This window comes from Kitasatospora sp. NPDC058046 (assembly GCF_042885595.1).
Taxonomy (GTDB): Bacteria; Actinomycetota; Actinomycetes; order Streptomycetales; family Streptomycetaceae; genus Kitasatospora.
In genome coordinates, this window is the sequence record NZ_JBHVRS010000039.1 from 17,371 (window position 1) to 31,737 (window position 14,367).

The 14,367-nt window shown below is 71.2% G+C and carries 13 protein-coding genes and 2 pseudogenes; 5 read left to right on the forward strand and 10 right to left on the reverse strand.

Features of this window, described 5'->3' with window-relative positions; all coding sequences use genetic code 11:
• Positions 1–91: 91 nt before the first annotated feature.
• The 5 genes and pseudogenes from ACFVU7_RS42515 to ACFVU7_RS42535 form a co-directional block, all read right to left on the reverse strand.
• Positions 92–493, reverse strand: coding sequence for a helix-turn-helix domain-containing protein (locus tag ACFVU7_RS42515; RefSeq protein WP_388051695.1), 402 nt, complete (start codon positions 491–493; stop codon positions 92–94).
• 283 nt (positions 494–776) lie between these two features.
• Positions 777–884: pseudogene (locus ACFVU7_RS42520) on the reverse strand (IS5/IS1182 family transposase); the annotation flags it as partial.
• 47 nt (positions 885–931) lie between these two features.
• Positions 932–1,369, reverse strand: a complete 438-nt coding sequence (locus ACFVU7_RS42525; protein WP_388051698.1) for a hypothetical protein — start codon at positions 1,367–1,369, stop codon at positions 932–934.
• A 126-nt stretch (positions 1,370–1,495) separates the two neighbouring features.
• Positions 1,496–1,762 (reverse strand): hypothetical protein, encoded by a 267-nt coding sequence (locus tag ACFVU7_RS42530; protein WP_388051701.1) that lies wholly within the window; start codon positions 1,760–1,762, stop codon positions 1,496–1,498.
• A gap of 613 nt (positions 1,763–2,375) precedes the next feature.
• Complete coding sequence (locus ACFVU7_RS42535) at positions 2,376–2,633, reverse strand: helix-turn-helix transcriptional regulator (RefSeq protein WP_388051704.1); 258 nt, start codon at positions 2,631–2,633, stop codon at positions 2,376–2,378.
• A gap of 938 nt (positions 2,634–3,571) precedes the next feature.
• Between ACFVU7_RS42535 and ACFVU7_RS42540 the strand changes: the two genes are divergently transcribed.
• Positions 3,572–5,296: a helix-turn-helix domain-containing protein gene (locus ACFVU7_RS42540; RefSeq protein ID WP_388051706.1), complete on the forward strand. Its 1,725-nt coding sequence runs from the start codon at positions 3,572–3,574 to the stop codon at positions 5,294–5,296.
• A 970-nt stretch (positions 5,297–6,266) separates the two neighbouring features.
• On the forward strand, positions 6,267–6,593 hold the full coding sequence (locus ACFVU7_RS42545; protein WP_388051709.1) for a hypothetical protein: 327 nt from the start codon (positions 6,267–6,269) through the stop codon (positions 6,591–6,593).
• Positions 6,594–7,187: 594 nt separating this feature from the next.
• Here the strand turns inward: ACFVU7_RS42545 and ACFVU7_RS42550 are convergent.
• From ACFVU7_RS42550 to ACFVU7_RS42560, 3 genes are read right to left on the reverse strand one after another with little or no spacing between them, the layout of a single operon-like run.
• Positions 7,188–7,523 (reverse strand): hypothetical protein, encoded by a 336-nt coding sequence (locus ACFVU7_RS42550; RefSeq protein ID WP_388051711.1) that lies wholly within the window; start codon positions 7,521–7,523, stop codon positions 7,188–7,190.
• Between the two features lie 37 nt (positions 7,524–7,560).
• The gene (locus tag ACFVU7_RS42555; RefSeq protein ID WP_388051713.1) at positions 7,561–8,772 is read right to left on the reverse strand and encodes a cytochrome P450; all 1,212 of its coding nucleotides are present in this window, start codon (positions 8,770–8,772) and stop codon (positions 7,561–7,563) included.
• Entirely contained in the window at positions 8,769–9,047 is a 279-nt protein-coding gene (locus tag ACFVU7_RS42560) for a hypothetical protein (protein ID WP_388051716.1), read from the reverse strand. Before ACFVU7_RS42560 ends, ACFVU7_RS42555 begins: the two co-directional genes overlap by 4 nt.
• A gap of 517 nt (positions 9,048–9,564) precedes the next feature.
• Between ACFVU7_RS42560 and ACFVU7_RS42565 the strand changes: the two genes are divergently transcribed.
• Positions 9,565–9,897: a DUF4158 domain-containing protein gene (locus ACFVU7_RS42565; RefSeq protein WP_388051719.1), complete on the forward strand. Its 333-nt coding sequence runs from the start codon at positions 9,565–9,567 to the stop codon at positions 9,895–9,897.
• A 620-nt stretch (positions 9,898–10,517) separates the two neighbouring features.
• Entirely contained in the window at positions 10,518–11,177 is a 660-nt protein-coding gene (locus ACFVU7_RS42570) for a type II toxin-antitoxin system Phd/YefM family antitoxin (RefSeq protein WP_388051722.1), read from the forward strand.
• Positions 11,178–12,242: 1,065 nt separating this feature from the next.
• Here the strand turns inward: ACFVU7_RS42570 and ACFVU7_RS42575 are convergent.
• Positions 12,243–12,848, reverse strand: a complete 606-nt coding sequence (locus ACFVU7_RS42575; protein WP_388051791.1) for a hypothetical protein — start codon at positions 12,846–12,848, stop codon at positions 12,243–12,245.
• Between the two features lie 403 nt (positions 12,849–13,251).
• Positions 13,252–13,482 (reverse strand): annotated as a pseudogene (locus ACFVU7_RS42580) (transposase); the annotation flags it as partial.
• 355 nt (positions 13,483–13,837) lie between these two features.
• Between ACFVU7_RS42580 and ACFVU7_RS42585 the strand changes: the two are divergent.
• Positions 13,838–14,065, forward strand: a complete 228-nt coding sequence (locus tag ACFVU7_RS42585; protein ID WP_388051725.1) for a hypothetical protein — start codon at positions 13,838–13,840, stop codon at positions 14,063–14,065.
• Positions 14,066–14,367: the final 302 nt, after the last annotated feature.

Consider the following 14,367-nt stretch of genomic DNA (forward strand, 5'->3'; position numbering starts at 1 on the left):
GGTGGTGGCATGCCAGAGGGCCGAGACCACGAAGGGTGCGAACCTCCTCCCCGTCCGGCGCCCCCGCGAGTGCGCGACCCCTACAGCCCGCTCACGTCTCCTCGCTGGGCAGGAGCCGGTCCACCTGCGCGAGCTCCTCCGGTGACAGCCGTCCCAGCCGCACGCACAGATGGCGGACCTGCTGGCTCCGCAGAGCGTCGGCCAGAGCCATGTGCTCCTCGGGCCCCCAAACGGAGCCCGGAAAGAAGAAGCCGGGGGAGACCTCGAAGTGGTCGGCCAGCGCTTTCAGGACCTTCATGCTCGGGTTGACGCTCCGGCCGGTGCGAAGCCGGTAGAGGGTGTTCTCGTCGATGAGCGAAGCGCCGGCCCTGGCGGCTATCGCCGTGGCGACAGCGGCATCGGACGGCAGCCGCTTCCCTACCGGGGTCGCGGCACGTCGCAGGGCCTCGATCCGCTCCGCCAGACTCTGTTCGGGCCTACCATCGTCGGTCACAGCAGCTTTGCCTCCATTTGACGTCCCGGCGGGACCGCAGGCGGCAGCAACTCAGCTGACACCCTGCCGCTTCTAGCTGCGGCCTGCCGGTTTTCTCTACGATCGCCACTAGCGTTCCCCGAATCCGTGCAGACCCCAGCTTGCCCTTGGCATCTTGCACACCCGGCACATGTAGCGGATGGGGCCGAAGCCACGGGTTCCACTTTGCGATGGGAGCCAGGCCCGTGTCCACGCCCATTTTCTCCACCAGCGTGCCCGGCGCAAAAGGGACCTGACACGGGCGCCGGACGTGTCGGTGGGTGATCAGGCAGACGGCGAGGCCGAAGGAGGCCTCGTGGAGGCCGTCGCGTCGTTCCAAACGGACGCGAAGGCGGAAGAAGCCGTGGAGCCTGACGACGGCCGCTCCCAACACCATGGCTCCGGAGATCGAGTTGCTGATCACCACGACGCCTTCCAGGGAAGGTAACCGGCTGCGGCACGGGCGCACGGACCTGCGGCATGGGCGGCGATCTCGTCCAGGCACACGATCATCACGCACACCCGGCGCACGCGGTCCAGCGCCGCGCGGTGCTCGCCCCGCCACAGTGCCTGGTCGGCTCCCCCGAGTTCGCGGGCCAGCGCGGACAGCAGCACCGGGCGCGGTCCATTGCCGTCGGTCCGGCGCAACCGCCACGCGGTGTCCTCCACGACCTCCACGAGCCGTTCCACCGACGGGTCACCCAGGCACGGGCCGCCAAGTCGCGGCAGCTCGGCCGCGATGCGGTCGAGCGCATCGTCCAGGGGCATCAACGGCACACCGTCTGCGAACGGCACGCCCAGAGGCTTCGGCCCGGCCCACAACTGGAGGACCTCGAAGCGCGGACCATCGGTCGTCACTGCTGCTCTCCCTGGATCAGTGCGGGGAAGGGGATCGGCCGCCCGCGGCCCGGTCCTGGTGGTGTCCCGCCGCCGACCACGCGACCGTGCAGCGGTCGGCGGCGGGAAGCTCACAGGCCGGGCCTGTCACCCGGCCACGGGCAGACGCTTGCGGGCCACGGCCAAGGCCTTGACCAGGCGGTGCGGGTCGGTGAGCACCACGGGGCGGTCGGGCAACGCCCTCGGCAGGTGCAGCCAGCTGCGCCCCAGGGTCGTTCGTCCGGGCGAGGGGCACATGATCCGCGACTGCGGCTCCTGGTGTCCGCCGATCTGCCGGACGTCCCCGCCCTGCCACACCGCCGAGGCCGCGGGCACGAAGACGTCGACGGCGCCGGCCCACTGGTCGAGGAGCACCGGTCCGACCAGGGCGGGGGCTTACCAGGCCAGCACGCTGACGGCGGCACGGCCCAGCTCGTGCGGTATTCGCACGACCGCGGTGGCGGTGCCGAGCGGTACGGGGACCGCGTGGCCCTCGTCGACGGCCGATACCAGGACTCCGCCCGATCACCACCCCACCGAGGATGCCGGCCCAACTCCCGGTGGGTAAGCCTGCGTCCCGGGTTCCTCGCACCCGGACCGCTGAAACGGCCTGGCCTCCACCTCAGCACCTCCGGCTGGCGCAGCCTCAGTACCGACGAGCTCCTTCGCCCCCTGCACGGGCCGACCGGTGTCGTCCGCACGGCCGACGACCCTCGTGCAGGCTTCGAAGCCCTGGGCGCCGATCACGCAAGCGGTCGGCTCGGGGTCCCTGCCCTCCACCGGGCAGGAGGCACGGGCACGGGCACGAGGGCGCCGGCGCCGGCGGCACTGGCCTCATCAATCCCCAAGGCGCTCCGGACCCGGGAGCGCCGACACCAGATGCCGACCGGCTATGCGGTGCAGTCCGCAGGGACGGGGCCGTCGCCGGCACCGGACCGTGGAGGCCGCACACGGTCAGGGCAGTGCCACTCGCGCGATGTGCGGGCGATCAGCCGGTGGGCAGGACATCGAGGAGGGAATGCATGTGTGCCTGCTCGACGCTGCTCATCTTCAGTACCTCGGCGACCCGTGTGAGTAGCACGGGGTTGGGCCGACGCACTCGTCCGCGCTCGAGGTCGCCGTAGTGACGGCCCGACACCCCCACCTCGATGGCCACCTGCTCCTGCGACACCTGGATGCGGCCGCGGCAGGCTACCAGCAGGTCGCGCAGTGTGCCGGACGTCGCTGGCGTGGTGGCGGCGGGCATGGCAAAGCCTCCTTCGTGGGACTACGGATCCGCCCGCGCGGTACCGGGATACCGGGTGGACACAGGTTGCGTGCGCCGGTGTGCGCCGGACGGTGTGCTCTGAACAAAATCAGACTTTGGCTGGTGGCGGTATTGCACTAGAGCACCATGCGCACGGTGAAAACCTCGACCAGTGCACACCGGAGCAGGTCATGTGCGCGGGCGTGCGCCCCATGATGGCGACGTGCCTGGACAGGGTTGAGCTGCCGGGTGCCGCTGTCGGAAGCCGACGCCCGGGGCCTCCGGTTCGAGCGGCCACTTGCGTGGGGCTCGGGCCCTCGGGCCGGCCTGCCCCCTTTCGCCCCACCTTGGTCGGCCGCCTACAGGATGAGACGCCGGAATCCCGGTCCGGTCCATCGCCGCCGCCATGCGCCGGTACTCGCCCGGACCGCGAATGGCGGCGGCGTCAGAGGGGGGTGGGCTCCTGGTGGGTGTCCCCGGCCCGCCGCAGGCTCTCGACCCCCGGGGCCCGGGCGATCTCGGTCCTGCCCTCGAAGGTGCGACCGTGCCCTCGAGGATCGCTTGAGTCTCGGTGGAAGCGGTGTCGCCCGCTGCCGTCCTGCCAGCGGGGCCGCCTATCGTATGGGCGACGTTCAACCACCTATCCACAACCATGACCGCGGTTCTCTGACTACGTTCAGACGCCCCGCCCGGTTCCGGACCGGACACGCGGTACACGGCGTCCCGGGGCGGGACGCTTCGTCCTCGGGGGAGGGGCAGGGTTGCCCACGCTTCGATTCGCGACTGGCCTGCCGCATGGATTGCGCTTTGCAGAGGAAGCTGCCAGGAGCGACACCGATCGGCCGTTGCGCGGGGTCCACCCTCTCTCCCCGGACAATGCGGTTGACGACGGCCACGTCCGCCACCACCTGGTCGTCGCGCAAAGATGCGACCCAAGGTTGGGCGAACGCGACCGCTTAAACCGGTTCCTGGCCCACCTCACCGCAGCTGGCGCCGCAGCACTGGCCGTCGCCCTGCCTGCGGGGATGGAGACGGAACCCCTTGTCCGCGCGGTGGCACGCCGCCACGGGATGCCGTTGCTGACCGTCGGAGACGATCCCGCTGCCTGGTTCCACCTGCACAGCGCCATCGTCGACGAATACCACGCCCGAGCAGCGCGCACCGCTGCCCTCCACCGCCAGCTCCTGGAACAGATCCACCATCTCGGCGGGCCTGAAGGCATCCAGCGCCTGGTCACGTGGCTAGCGGGCTTCACTGGTGCCCAAGTTGCTGTGGTATACCCCCTGGGCTCGGCCTGCACCGTCGCGCCCGCCGGCGCAGGACTCCTACTCGACCCCGCTCGCGAGAAGGTCGCCCAACTCTCCAGCACAGGCCAAGGATGGGCCTCTCTCGAGCTCGCCGACCTGGACCCGGCTCCCGGCGCCGCAGACCTTCAGATCCGACTGTTCAGGATCGGGGCGGAGCAGCCTGCCCCAGTGCTTGCCGTCGGCGCCCCAGCCTTCAGCCCCGACACCAACACCGCCATCACACGGACCCTGGACCTCCTGGCCGTGCAGACCGCCGCCGAGAACGCGGCACGAGAGCACGAACGCCTCAGACGCGCCGAGGAATCAGTGAGGCAGGCGATCCTGCAACTACTGATGACCGGCAATGTGACCGAGGCCCAGCGCACCGCCCGCTGCCTCATGCCAGAGATCCTCGACGCCGACGAATGCCGGGTGTTCGTCCTCAAATCCCGTCGGACCGAGCACGCCAGTGTCATCCAGGACTGCCTGGAGGCTGTAGGGAGCACCACCATCGTCAGTGCGTGCCCGGCCTTCTCCGATCAGGTGGTAGTCGTCGCCCCGGGGCCCGGTATCGAATGCGAGGCCATGGACAGCCTTACCGCCGTCGTACGTGCCGCACCGCATCGCTACCTCGGCGCCAGCACCACGCGCCAGCTCATCGACACCGCCCAGGCCTACGGCGACGCCAGCCGGGCCCTGGCCGTAGCCCGGAGAACACCCACCCGTATCCACCAGTACACGGCCGACGTCCAGCTCGCCCACATCCTCGACGAGCGCGCCGATACGTGGGCGCGTGCCCGCCTGGCCCCGCTGCTGAACCTGTCCGAAAGCCGCCGAGAGCACCTCCTCGCCACGCTGCGCCTGGGACTGGACTTCACCCCGGCCGCGGCTGCCAGAATCCTGGGAACGCACCGCAACACGGTTGCCCGCCGTCTGAACACGGCCGCCGGCCTGTTGAAGGCCGACCTGCAGGACGTCACCCAGCGCGCCGTGCTCGGCCTCGCACTCGAACTCAGAACGCGTGCGGACCGTGCACCCGCCGTCCATGAGCCGACCGGCATCGCACAGCTGCTGGACACGGACGAAGTCCGCTGCTGGGCCCTCGACTTCCTCGAGCCGCTGAACAGGGGGCGACGCCATCTGATCGAAACGCTCACAGCCTGGATCGGGGCCAATACCCACATCGAGGCCACCGCCGCAGCGCTCGACTTGAATCCGGCCACGGTCCGTTCGCATCTGCGGCACGCCGAGAACCTGATCCAGCGTCGTCTGGTCACCAGGCCATCGGCCGACGCGGACGGGGACCCGGACCTCCCCGGTGCCCACGATGTCGTCCTGGCACTGGCGGTTCTCCCGGAAACGTCCGTCCGGCTCTGACCGCCATCAGCTGCTGCACAACCCAGGTACATGTTCGCGCACCAGACCCAGGTCGGGCGGTCCGCCGCCCCTGCTGTGCCACCGGACGGCGATCGACGAGGTCCACGCGCAGTGGGCGCGCCTCGGAGCTGCTCTAGTCGCTTTCCGCAGTGGTAGCGGCGCCAGCGTGCGCCGGCCCACCCTTTGGTCGGACGGACCCAGGCCCGGCTGAAGGCGGAACCCGTCGTCAGGCCCAGCGGCAAGGGCTCGCCCTGGCCACTGCCGGCCACTGCCCCGGCGTCGGCCGTGTCTGGCTGGCCTGTCCGTCGTCGGCCCTGTTGGACGCCCGATCGACCGGCCTTCGGCCGGCGTGTCTCGGTGCTTCGCGGGCCAGCGAACCCGGGCCAGGCTCGGCCGGTCAGCCGCCGTACGGCTCGCGCAGCGCCGGCGTCTTGGCACGGCAGACCCAGCAGCCGCCCGTGGCTGGCGGATTCTCGTGCCGCACGCCGGGGAGGCCGGTCGACCCGTCGATCCGGGCGCCGCCGCAGTTCGGGCAGTGGCGGGGTTCGAAGGCCCGGCTGCATTGGTGGCAGCCGTGGGTACGGCGCCCTCGGGGAGGCTGCGTCGAGCGACATCGGCCGAACCGCAGGCCGGACGGAGAACCTGCTCCTGGGCGGTTGGGCCCGCCTGTGTTCGAGCGTATGGGCGGGGGCGCGCTGCGACAAAACGGCCTGGTCGGCGGCGTGTCGTCCGCAGCAGACCAGGCGATGGCCCACCGGCTCAGCATGCGACCGTCGCCACTGAAAAGGCAAAAGACGGCGGGGGATGATGTGGACTACCGGCGGATGTCGCCGGAGGCTCAGGCGGCGTTTCTGGCCGAGCGGCGGTGGCGCGCGCTGTGCGGGGCCAAGTCGATGGAGGTCGACCACAACCATGTCTCGGGCGAGGTCTGCGGGACCCCTGCCGGGTGTGCACCGGGCGCCTCGGGTCTTTGGAGGCTCTACGCCTGCCGGTAGGCCAGTTCCAGGCCGAGGCGAGCGATCCGCACCGGGTGCTGTGGCGCGCCGGGACGGTGGAGCTGGAGGAGTACACCGGGGACGTCGCCTACCTCGGGCTGACGGTCGGGGAGTACAAGCGGAGGCTGCGCGTTGTGCACGAGCTGCCGGTGCTGCTGTACGTGTACCGGGCGCCAGTGACGAAGGGGCGGTCGGTCGGAAAGACGGCGTGGGCGAAGATCGGCCACTGTGCGACGACGCGGAGGCCGAGCGGCACCGGGCGCGGCTGGCGGCCGGACCCGCGACGCGGCGGGTACGGGTGACGCGCGAACCCGACGACGGGGGCAACAGCCCCGTGCCCCGTGCCCCGCACCCTGGTCGTGGTCGCCGACTCCACCGAGGGCGCCCGGGAGCTTCACCAGCAGCTGCGCGGCCCCGTCGACATGAGCCGCCATGAGGCCAGGGACGGGCCTTGCCGAGCTGGCCTGACGACGGAGCAGTTCCGCGCCGCCACTGGCGCGACGACGATCCGCTGCCGACGACGGACCAGGAGCTGTCCTGCTGGCCAAGCCCGGCGCGTTCGCCGGAGCCTCCGCGCTCGCGCAGGCCCGCGCCGAGGGCGGCTTCACCAAGGTCCACAAGGCGCTCCGGGCGGCGGCGAAGACCAAGGCGGGGGATCGAACCGAAGCAGCGGCTCTCATATCACCTGACAAAATCAAGGTGGGGCTGCGGTGCGAGGGAGGTGACCACCACCCGGGAGCCTGCGGCCGTCAGCAGCGGCTCCACTGCTGACGGGCCGCCGCCTCCAACGATCGGCACTGTGGTGGGACGACTCGCGGTGACCGTCCGCCACATCCCTTGGACTGCCGGGAGCGTGGAGGGGGCGCCCGCGGCTCCGAGGGCCAGCAGCCAGCCGGTCAGGACGTCCAGCGGGTCGCTCGACGTGCGCAGGTCGGCGAACACGCGCCCTCCCGGCAGGTTGCCTTCCCACGCACCTGCAGCACGTGGCCGGCCAGCTCCGTACGGCCGCTGCCGGGAGGCCCGCACACCACGACCGGGCGTCCGTTGCCGAGGGCAAGGTCGGCCGCCGCGCGTCTCTCGGTGCGGCCGACGAACGGCTGGGGTAAGCGGGGGTGCTGGGCAGGCAGCGGCTGTTCGGCGTGCGGGCCGGTGCGCCCGGTGTAGACGGTGAGCCTGCCGATGGAGTCGGCCCGGAACGCCTGCTGGGCGCGGCCGTCGAACCGGTTGTCCACGGTTGTCGAGCCGGCAGCGGGGTGGTGGGCAGAGAGGTCACTGGATCTCCGGGTCTGCGCCCAGCCGTACGGGCAGGGCGGTGATGTCGTTGGCGATGAAGGACGGGGCGGGTGCGGGGTCGGCGGCCAGGCGCATGCCGGGGTAACGCGACAGGAGAGCCGGCACCGCGACGAGGGCCTCCAGACGTGCGAGCGGGGCACCGAGGCAGAAGTGCACGCCGTGGCCGAAGGCGAGGTGCTGGCGGTCGGCGCGGTCGAGGTCGAAGCGCTCGGGGGCGACGTTGGCGCCGGGGTCGCGGCCGGGCGCGCCGAACCCGACGATGATCAGCTCACCGCTACGCACTGTCACGCCGTCGCCGAGATCGATGTCAGCGGTGGCGTAGCGCAGTGGAAGGTGCATGATCGGTGGGTGCAGGCGCAGTGTCTCCTCGATGGCGTCCGGCCAGCGCTCGGGGGCGGCGGTGAGGGCGGCCAGGGTGTCCGGGCTCTGCAGCAGGACGAGGGTGAGCTGGTCGATCAGGGAAACGGCGGTCTCGGAGCCAGCGCCGATCATCAGGACGAGGGTGCTGACGATCTCCTCGTGGCTGAGCTTCGTCCCACCGGGACTGCTCAGGAGGTGGGTGGTGAGGTCCTTGCCGGGCCGGACCAGCCTGTCCTCGATGAGCCGGCTCATGGCCGCGACCATGGTGTCGGCGGTGGCGGCGGCCTGTTCCGGCGTGGCGGTGGTGTCCAGGACGGCGTCGATCGCGGCCAACATCGTGGGGCGCAGATCGTCGGGGACACCGAAGAGGTTGCAGATGACCTGGGTGGGCACCTGATAGGCGAAGGCTGCGCGCAGGTCGGTCACCCCGTCGGGGCCGGTGCGCTGGGGGAGCGCGTCGAGCAAGGCATTGACGAGGCACTCGATGTCCGGTCGCATCGCGGCGATGCGGCGGCAAGTGAAGTAGGGGGCCACGACGTCGCGCAGGCGGCGGTGGTCATCGCCGTCGGCGGTGAACATCGAGACCACGTCCACCCACGTGGTCAGCCACGGGTGGGCACCGGGCTGATAGCCGGGCCAGCTGCGCCGAGCGTCCTTCGAGACGGCCGGGTGGGTGAGGAGCTGCTTGACGACGTTGCCGCGGGTGACGGACCAGGCGGTCAGGCCGCCGGGGAGCGCCACGCGGACGGCGGGGCCGGCCGCTCGCAGGGCAGCGGCCTGCTGGTGCAGAGTGCGGCCGGTGGCGTCGAGGGTGGGTATGGCGGTCACGGGATTCCTCCGGTGGTCTTGAAGCGGGTGCTAAGGGTGGCGGGGCAGCTGTGGAAGGGGCCGGGTCGATTGGTGAGAGCCGTCTCGGCGAGCTCCGGTTCGCCCAGCAGGTCGAGAAGGACCGTGACAGCGGTCTCGGCGATAACGGTGGCGGGACCGTCGGCGGGCGGCGGTGCGGGCCGTCCGGCCGACCAGGCCAGGTGCGCGCGGCTGGTCGTGTCCAGACCGGCGGGGTCGGCGCCGGTGAGGGCGTGGCTGAGCATCACGGCACTCACGGGCGGATGGCCTCTCCGCAGCAGGCCGGCCGACGGCTGGCGCAGGCGTTGGGGACGTTCACATACGGGCTGCTCAGGGACATGGCATTCCAGGCGTCGGTGCCGGCGCGGGATCGGGGAACCGTGAGCGCGCCGCCGGAGCCCGCGGGAATCCGCCGGGGCGCGCTCGGGCGCGACCACCGTGGACCGGCACTCGCGGCACCGCCAGTGCCCTTGATCGGATATCGCACCGGACACAACGCCTTGGACCAGCCCTCTCAGCCGCGCGAAATACCTGATCTGTTCGCTAACTTGTCCGGACTGCTGCCGCCGAATGTCCCGCGTCGACCATTCACGGGACATGTGCTTGAGCTTCCATGCCAGATCGTGCGCTAAGGCCGGGCTGGTCACCGGGGGCTGTCGACCAGGGCTGATCGTGGGTTCCAACCTTCGCGGGTCGATTTTGTCGATCTTCGGAGGGCTGTTGTGGCGGCCGGGTTTCTGACGGATGGGCAGGTCAGGTACGGAGCGTTCGACGGTGCCCCGACGCGGGCGGAGCTGGAGCGGTTCTTCAATCCTGGACGACACGGACCGGGAGAAGGTGCAGGCGAAGCGGCGGGCGCACAGCCGGCTCGGCTTCGCGGTGCAGCTGACGACAGTACGGCTCCTGGGGCGGTTCATGCCTGGCCCGCGGCAGGTGTCGGCGGAGGTGGCGGAGTACCTGGCCGAGCAGCGGGGGATCACGGACACCGGGGTGGTGCTGGCGGAGTACGGCGAGCGGGACGGCACGGCCTGTTCCCACGTCGGGGAGATCCAGCAGGACGGCGGTTGGCGAGACTTCGCCGAGGTCCGGGACGAGCTGGTGGGGTGATGGACGCGAGGGGAGGGGCCGAAGTCGTCGGCACCATGTCAACATGCTCGGCTGGTACGGCTCCCTGCCGCCCTGGATGCCCGGCGGGCTCAGGCCGCTGCGTGACCCGGGAGCGGCCGAGTCGTGACGGAGGCCGCCTCGCCAGGGTCTTCCCGGTGGCGTTCGCGCTGGTCATCGGACCCGTAAAGGGGGATGGAAGCCGTCACGGTGGTCGGGGCGGTGACGGCTTCGCGGATCCGCCTGTCGTGCCCGGTAGGCGGCCTGCCTGCACCGGGCGCCGCAGTAGGCGGAGTCCCGCCGGTGGAGATGGCCGAGAACGAAGCGGCGCTGGCACGAGGGGCGCGCGCCACCCGCTCGGCCTCCTCGCCGTCGACCAGGGACAGCCCGATCCGGATGGCCTCCGCCGTGTGGTGCCGCGCACGCGCAGCCGCACAAGAATGCGTCGCTGCCGCTCGTCGCCCGCAGCGGCTTGAAGCATCGCGCGCACCGGCGCACCTGCCCGGCCATGTCCCTACCATACGCCTGCGGCCAACCATCGATTCCGGTCACACGAGCACGCCCGACACCCGCGTCCCGCCCGCCTGCCAGCGGCTTGTCAAGCCTGGGGAGGCCCGATCGGGGTGGAGGAGGCAAGGGAGCGCTGGGCCGAACTGGTCGCCGCCGCCGGGGTCGGAACGACGGTCCTCGTTGCCCGTCAGGACGCCTCCGGGCTCGTCTGGTACCGGCTGACCGAGCTCGTCCCGCTGAGCGAGGCCGCCGTCCCGCTCGAGCAGTGCCGGCCCTGGTCCCTCAGCTCGGCCCGGCCGAAGCTGAGCGACCTGGTCGCCGCCGCCACGGACTTCCCCGGCGCCGCCCCGCAGGTCCTCACCCGGCACCGCCGCCCCGTCGCCGCCCTGGTCGCCGCCATCGACTCGGTGGACCAGCCCGATGGCGGCGAGCGCATCGACGTCGAATCGTTCCTGCAGGGCGGCGGAACGGTCCAGATCTCGTCCGACCCCGGCCGGTCGGGTGCGGTCAACGAGGACGGCAGCGTCACCCAGGACCCGGTCGAAGAGTGCTTCATCGTCACTGCCCACGACCACACCGGCACCAAGATCGGCTACGGTGCGGGGCACTCGGTGGCCGAGGCGATGCTGCGGTTGCACCGCCCGCCCCCGACCCCAGCGACTCCGACGAACCGCCCTTCTAGGATGCCGCCATGGGATGGATCGAGCAGACCGACGACGGCCAAGAGATCGGGCACGACCAGCAGCTCGCCGACCCCGACAGCCGGCTGGTGATCCCGGGCGACGCCATCGACTGGTGGCTCACGCACGGGGCGGTGGGCTCCCCGTTTCGGAGTTCCTGCACCTGCGGGTGGATCAGCACCGTCCCCGGTCCGGCTCTGCCCGAGCTTCCGACGGCGGCCGACCCGCCACCGGCCGGGCGGTTGCCAGCGCCCGGCGACAGGGCCACGACTGGGCCAAGATCACCCAGATACTCTGCCCCAGCCAGGAAGCGGCCGAGGCGAAGTACGGCTCCGCCTGACGAACCGCCGGTGGCGCCCGCCCTTACCGGCGGGCGTCACCGGGTGCGAGCAGGCTGGTCACTCGAAGGCGATACGGCGAGAAGGTCCGCACAGGCTGCGCCCCGGACGAGCGACCGCCGACCTCTCCCAGGCCGTCGCGGGCCGGATCGCGGTGCAGCAGCGGCAGCGCCTGGGGTCCGGCTATGACTGGGCACGCAGCGGTACGCGGGCGATGGTTTCCGATGCGTAGCGGCCGGGCTCGCGGCGCAGTTCCACGAGGTCCGTATCCGCCACGACGGCGTGAACGGCGGGCAAGTTCCGCGGCGCACCCGCCGCCTGGACCAGGGGGCGGCAGGGCGCTCGACGGGGTTGTAGGCGATGCCCAGGTGCGGTCGCCACTCACTGGTAGCCCGGCCTCCCGGAGTGCCGACCCGGCTCTCCAGACCGGTCAGGGCGTGGTGCAGGTGCACCAGGGCCCCACGGGCCGACCGAGAACCGTACGCTTCACGGGAGCCGGACAGAGGGCGGACTTCCAGGGCGAAGGCCGGCAAGGCTAACGCGCTGGCGCCCTCGACGACCCTGGAGAGCTGATTGTGCCGCACCCGATCCCGGTCGCCGATGCGCAGGACGGTGATGTGCCGGCCGTCCGGTGGGATCAGGTCAAGCCCGCAGCAGGCGATCCCGTCCCGGCACTGTCGAGGGAGGTCCCGTACGGCGTCCTGCCCAGAGAACGTGATCATCCAGTAGTACACCCGCCGAGCAGGTGTCCAGCCGGGTCGATCCCAGTGGTCGGTCAGGGTCTCGAGGGCCGAGAATGTCCGCCGGCCGGTGGACGCGATCACGTCCACCGTATCCGCCGCTGGGGGTCGGGAGGGAACGACCGGGCCGAGTGGAACAGCACGTCGAGGTCCGGCCTTACATGCTCAGAGCCTTGGTGGTGAGCTGCGTGACCAAAGGCAGGGACTTCCAATGGCGCAGGTGCTCCGCATACTCGCGCACCGCGCGGTTGCCGTGCCAGCGGCGGTCCCCGCTGGCGGTTTCGAAGAGGTCGGCCGCCCGGCTCCAGACCGAGCTGATTGGCGCCGTCCGGGCGGCCTGCAACGCCCGAACACCCAGAGCCATCGCCTGCTCGACATCGGGGTGCCCGCTGCGCCGGGAGCTGTTGGCCGACCAGCATGGAGTGCAGCGTCGCCCGCACGATCCGGGCCTCGCCGGCGAGACGCTGCGTCCCCTCCTTCTCGTAGTGGTCGACGATGCCTGCGGGCGAGGCACGGAACGTGGTGAGGACGTCGTCCGGTACCCCACCGACCCGGAGCCGCAGAAGCTGGTTCTCGATCGCCAGCGGATCGTTGAGCTCGATCGACCCGGGAGACGAGGGGATGCCGGACGACTCGCTCGGCTCGCTCGTCTTCGCGAACAGAAAGTCCAGGGGAAGGTCGAACACCGCGCACACGATGTCCGCCGCCGCGCCCGTCCCGTAGAAGCCGTGCTGGCAGGGCCGTGCCCGCTATGCTGCTGGTGGTGCCCGTCGGACTCGGGACGCGCATACCCCGGGCCATCACCGGCGGGCACCGTCGCGCCGCTGCTGGCCGAGGACAAGGGCGGGGCAGCGCGCCGTCCGGACTGCCGATGACAGGCGACCTTGACCGTTTGCCATCCGATCCTGACCACCAGTAGGTTCTCTGCCTCCTGATCTTGAGCGGTGCTGGGGAGCGCGGAGCGTGTTCCATGCTCGCCGGACGCTGTCGAGGAGGGCGGCCGGGGCCGGTGGAGGCTGGATCCGCTTGTGCGCGTCGGCCCGTTACGGTTCGGCATGGGACACGAGGACGTGCTCGAGACACTCGACGGCGCCCGTCAGCGGGGCGGGGGATCGGAAGGCCGGCCAGCGCGCGCCGCAGTCGGGCGGGCTCGAGCCAGTCCCGGTCCAGCGCGGCGTACATCGCACCGTGCCCACGGCGGTGCTCGGCCGCCAGCGACAGGTCCACCAGCGTCTTGACCGGCCCGTCCGTGCACAGCAGCGCGTCGGTGAGCTCGAAGAGCGCGTCCGCGCGCGTGTACAGGCACTCGTAGAAGTCCATCCGAAAGCGGGACAGTACGCCCCACTGCTCGACGGCGGGCAACCGCACAGGGAGACTTGCCACCAGCGGCCGTTCCTTCAGCTTCGTTGCTCGACATCTCGAAGCGTGAGGGGCGGCCGTCTCTGCTGTCTCGCGAAGAACCGCAGATCAGCAGGTCGGGTGACCTCCGGGACTGAACAACAGGCTCAGGCGCCTTGCTCGTCCGCGACGCCACCGCCCTGCAGGCCGCGTTCTCCCTCCGTGGCGGCTGCCTGGTCGACTTGCACCCCGTCGCACAGCTGCCCATCTACGGTGACCCGGGCCCTGCGTTCACCTGCGAGTACCGCGGCCTTCGCCTGCCCCTGTGCCCTGGGCCATGCGCGACGCCGACAACACCAGCCAGGACCTGCTGCACCCGATCAACGCCACCGGCGACCTGCTCCTCAGCGGAGCCGATGTCGACGGCCGCTATGTCCTGCGCATGTTCCTGCTCAACCAGCGCCTGCGCTCCGAACACCTCGACCAGGCCCTGGCTGTCGTCCACGCCGCCGCCCAGGACGTCCGAAGCAGAGCCCCTCCCCTCCCGGCGGACCCATCCCGATAGACGGGGCCGAGCCGTCCGAGGCCGGCTCGGGGCGGCACGATCCACCCCCGGCAACTGCACGAACGCTGCCACGGCCGACCCCGAATCACCTCGTCCGCGCGGATCGAGGCGTCCGGATGGACGCCACACGTCACGGCGGCCGCCCCGATGAACCGTACTCGGGTCAGTCGGCAGTCCAGGCCGCGCCGATCGGGCGACCGTCCGGACCCGTTCCCGCGAATACGATGCCGAATCGGCTGTGAATGTCACGAAAATCCGGAGTGAAAAGCGGGGCAGCCTCTCGTTTCCACTGGAATCCCGGC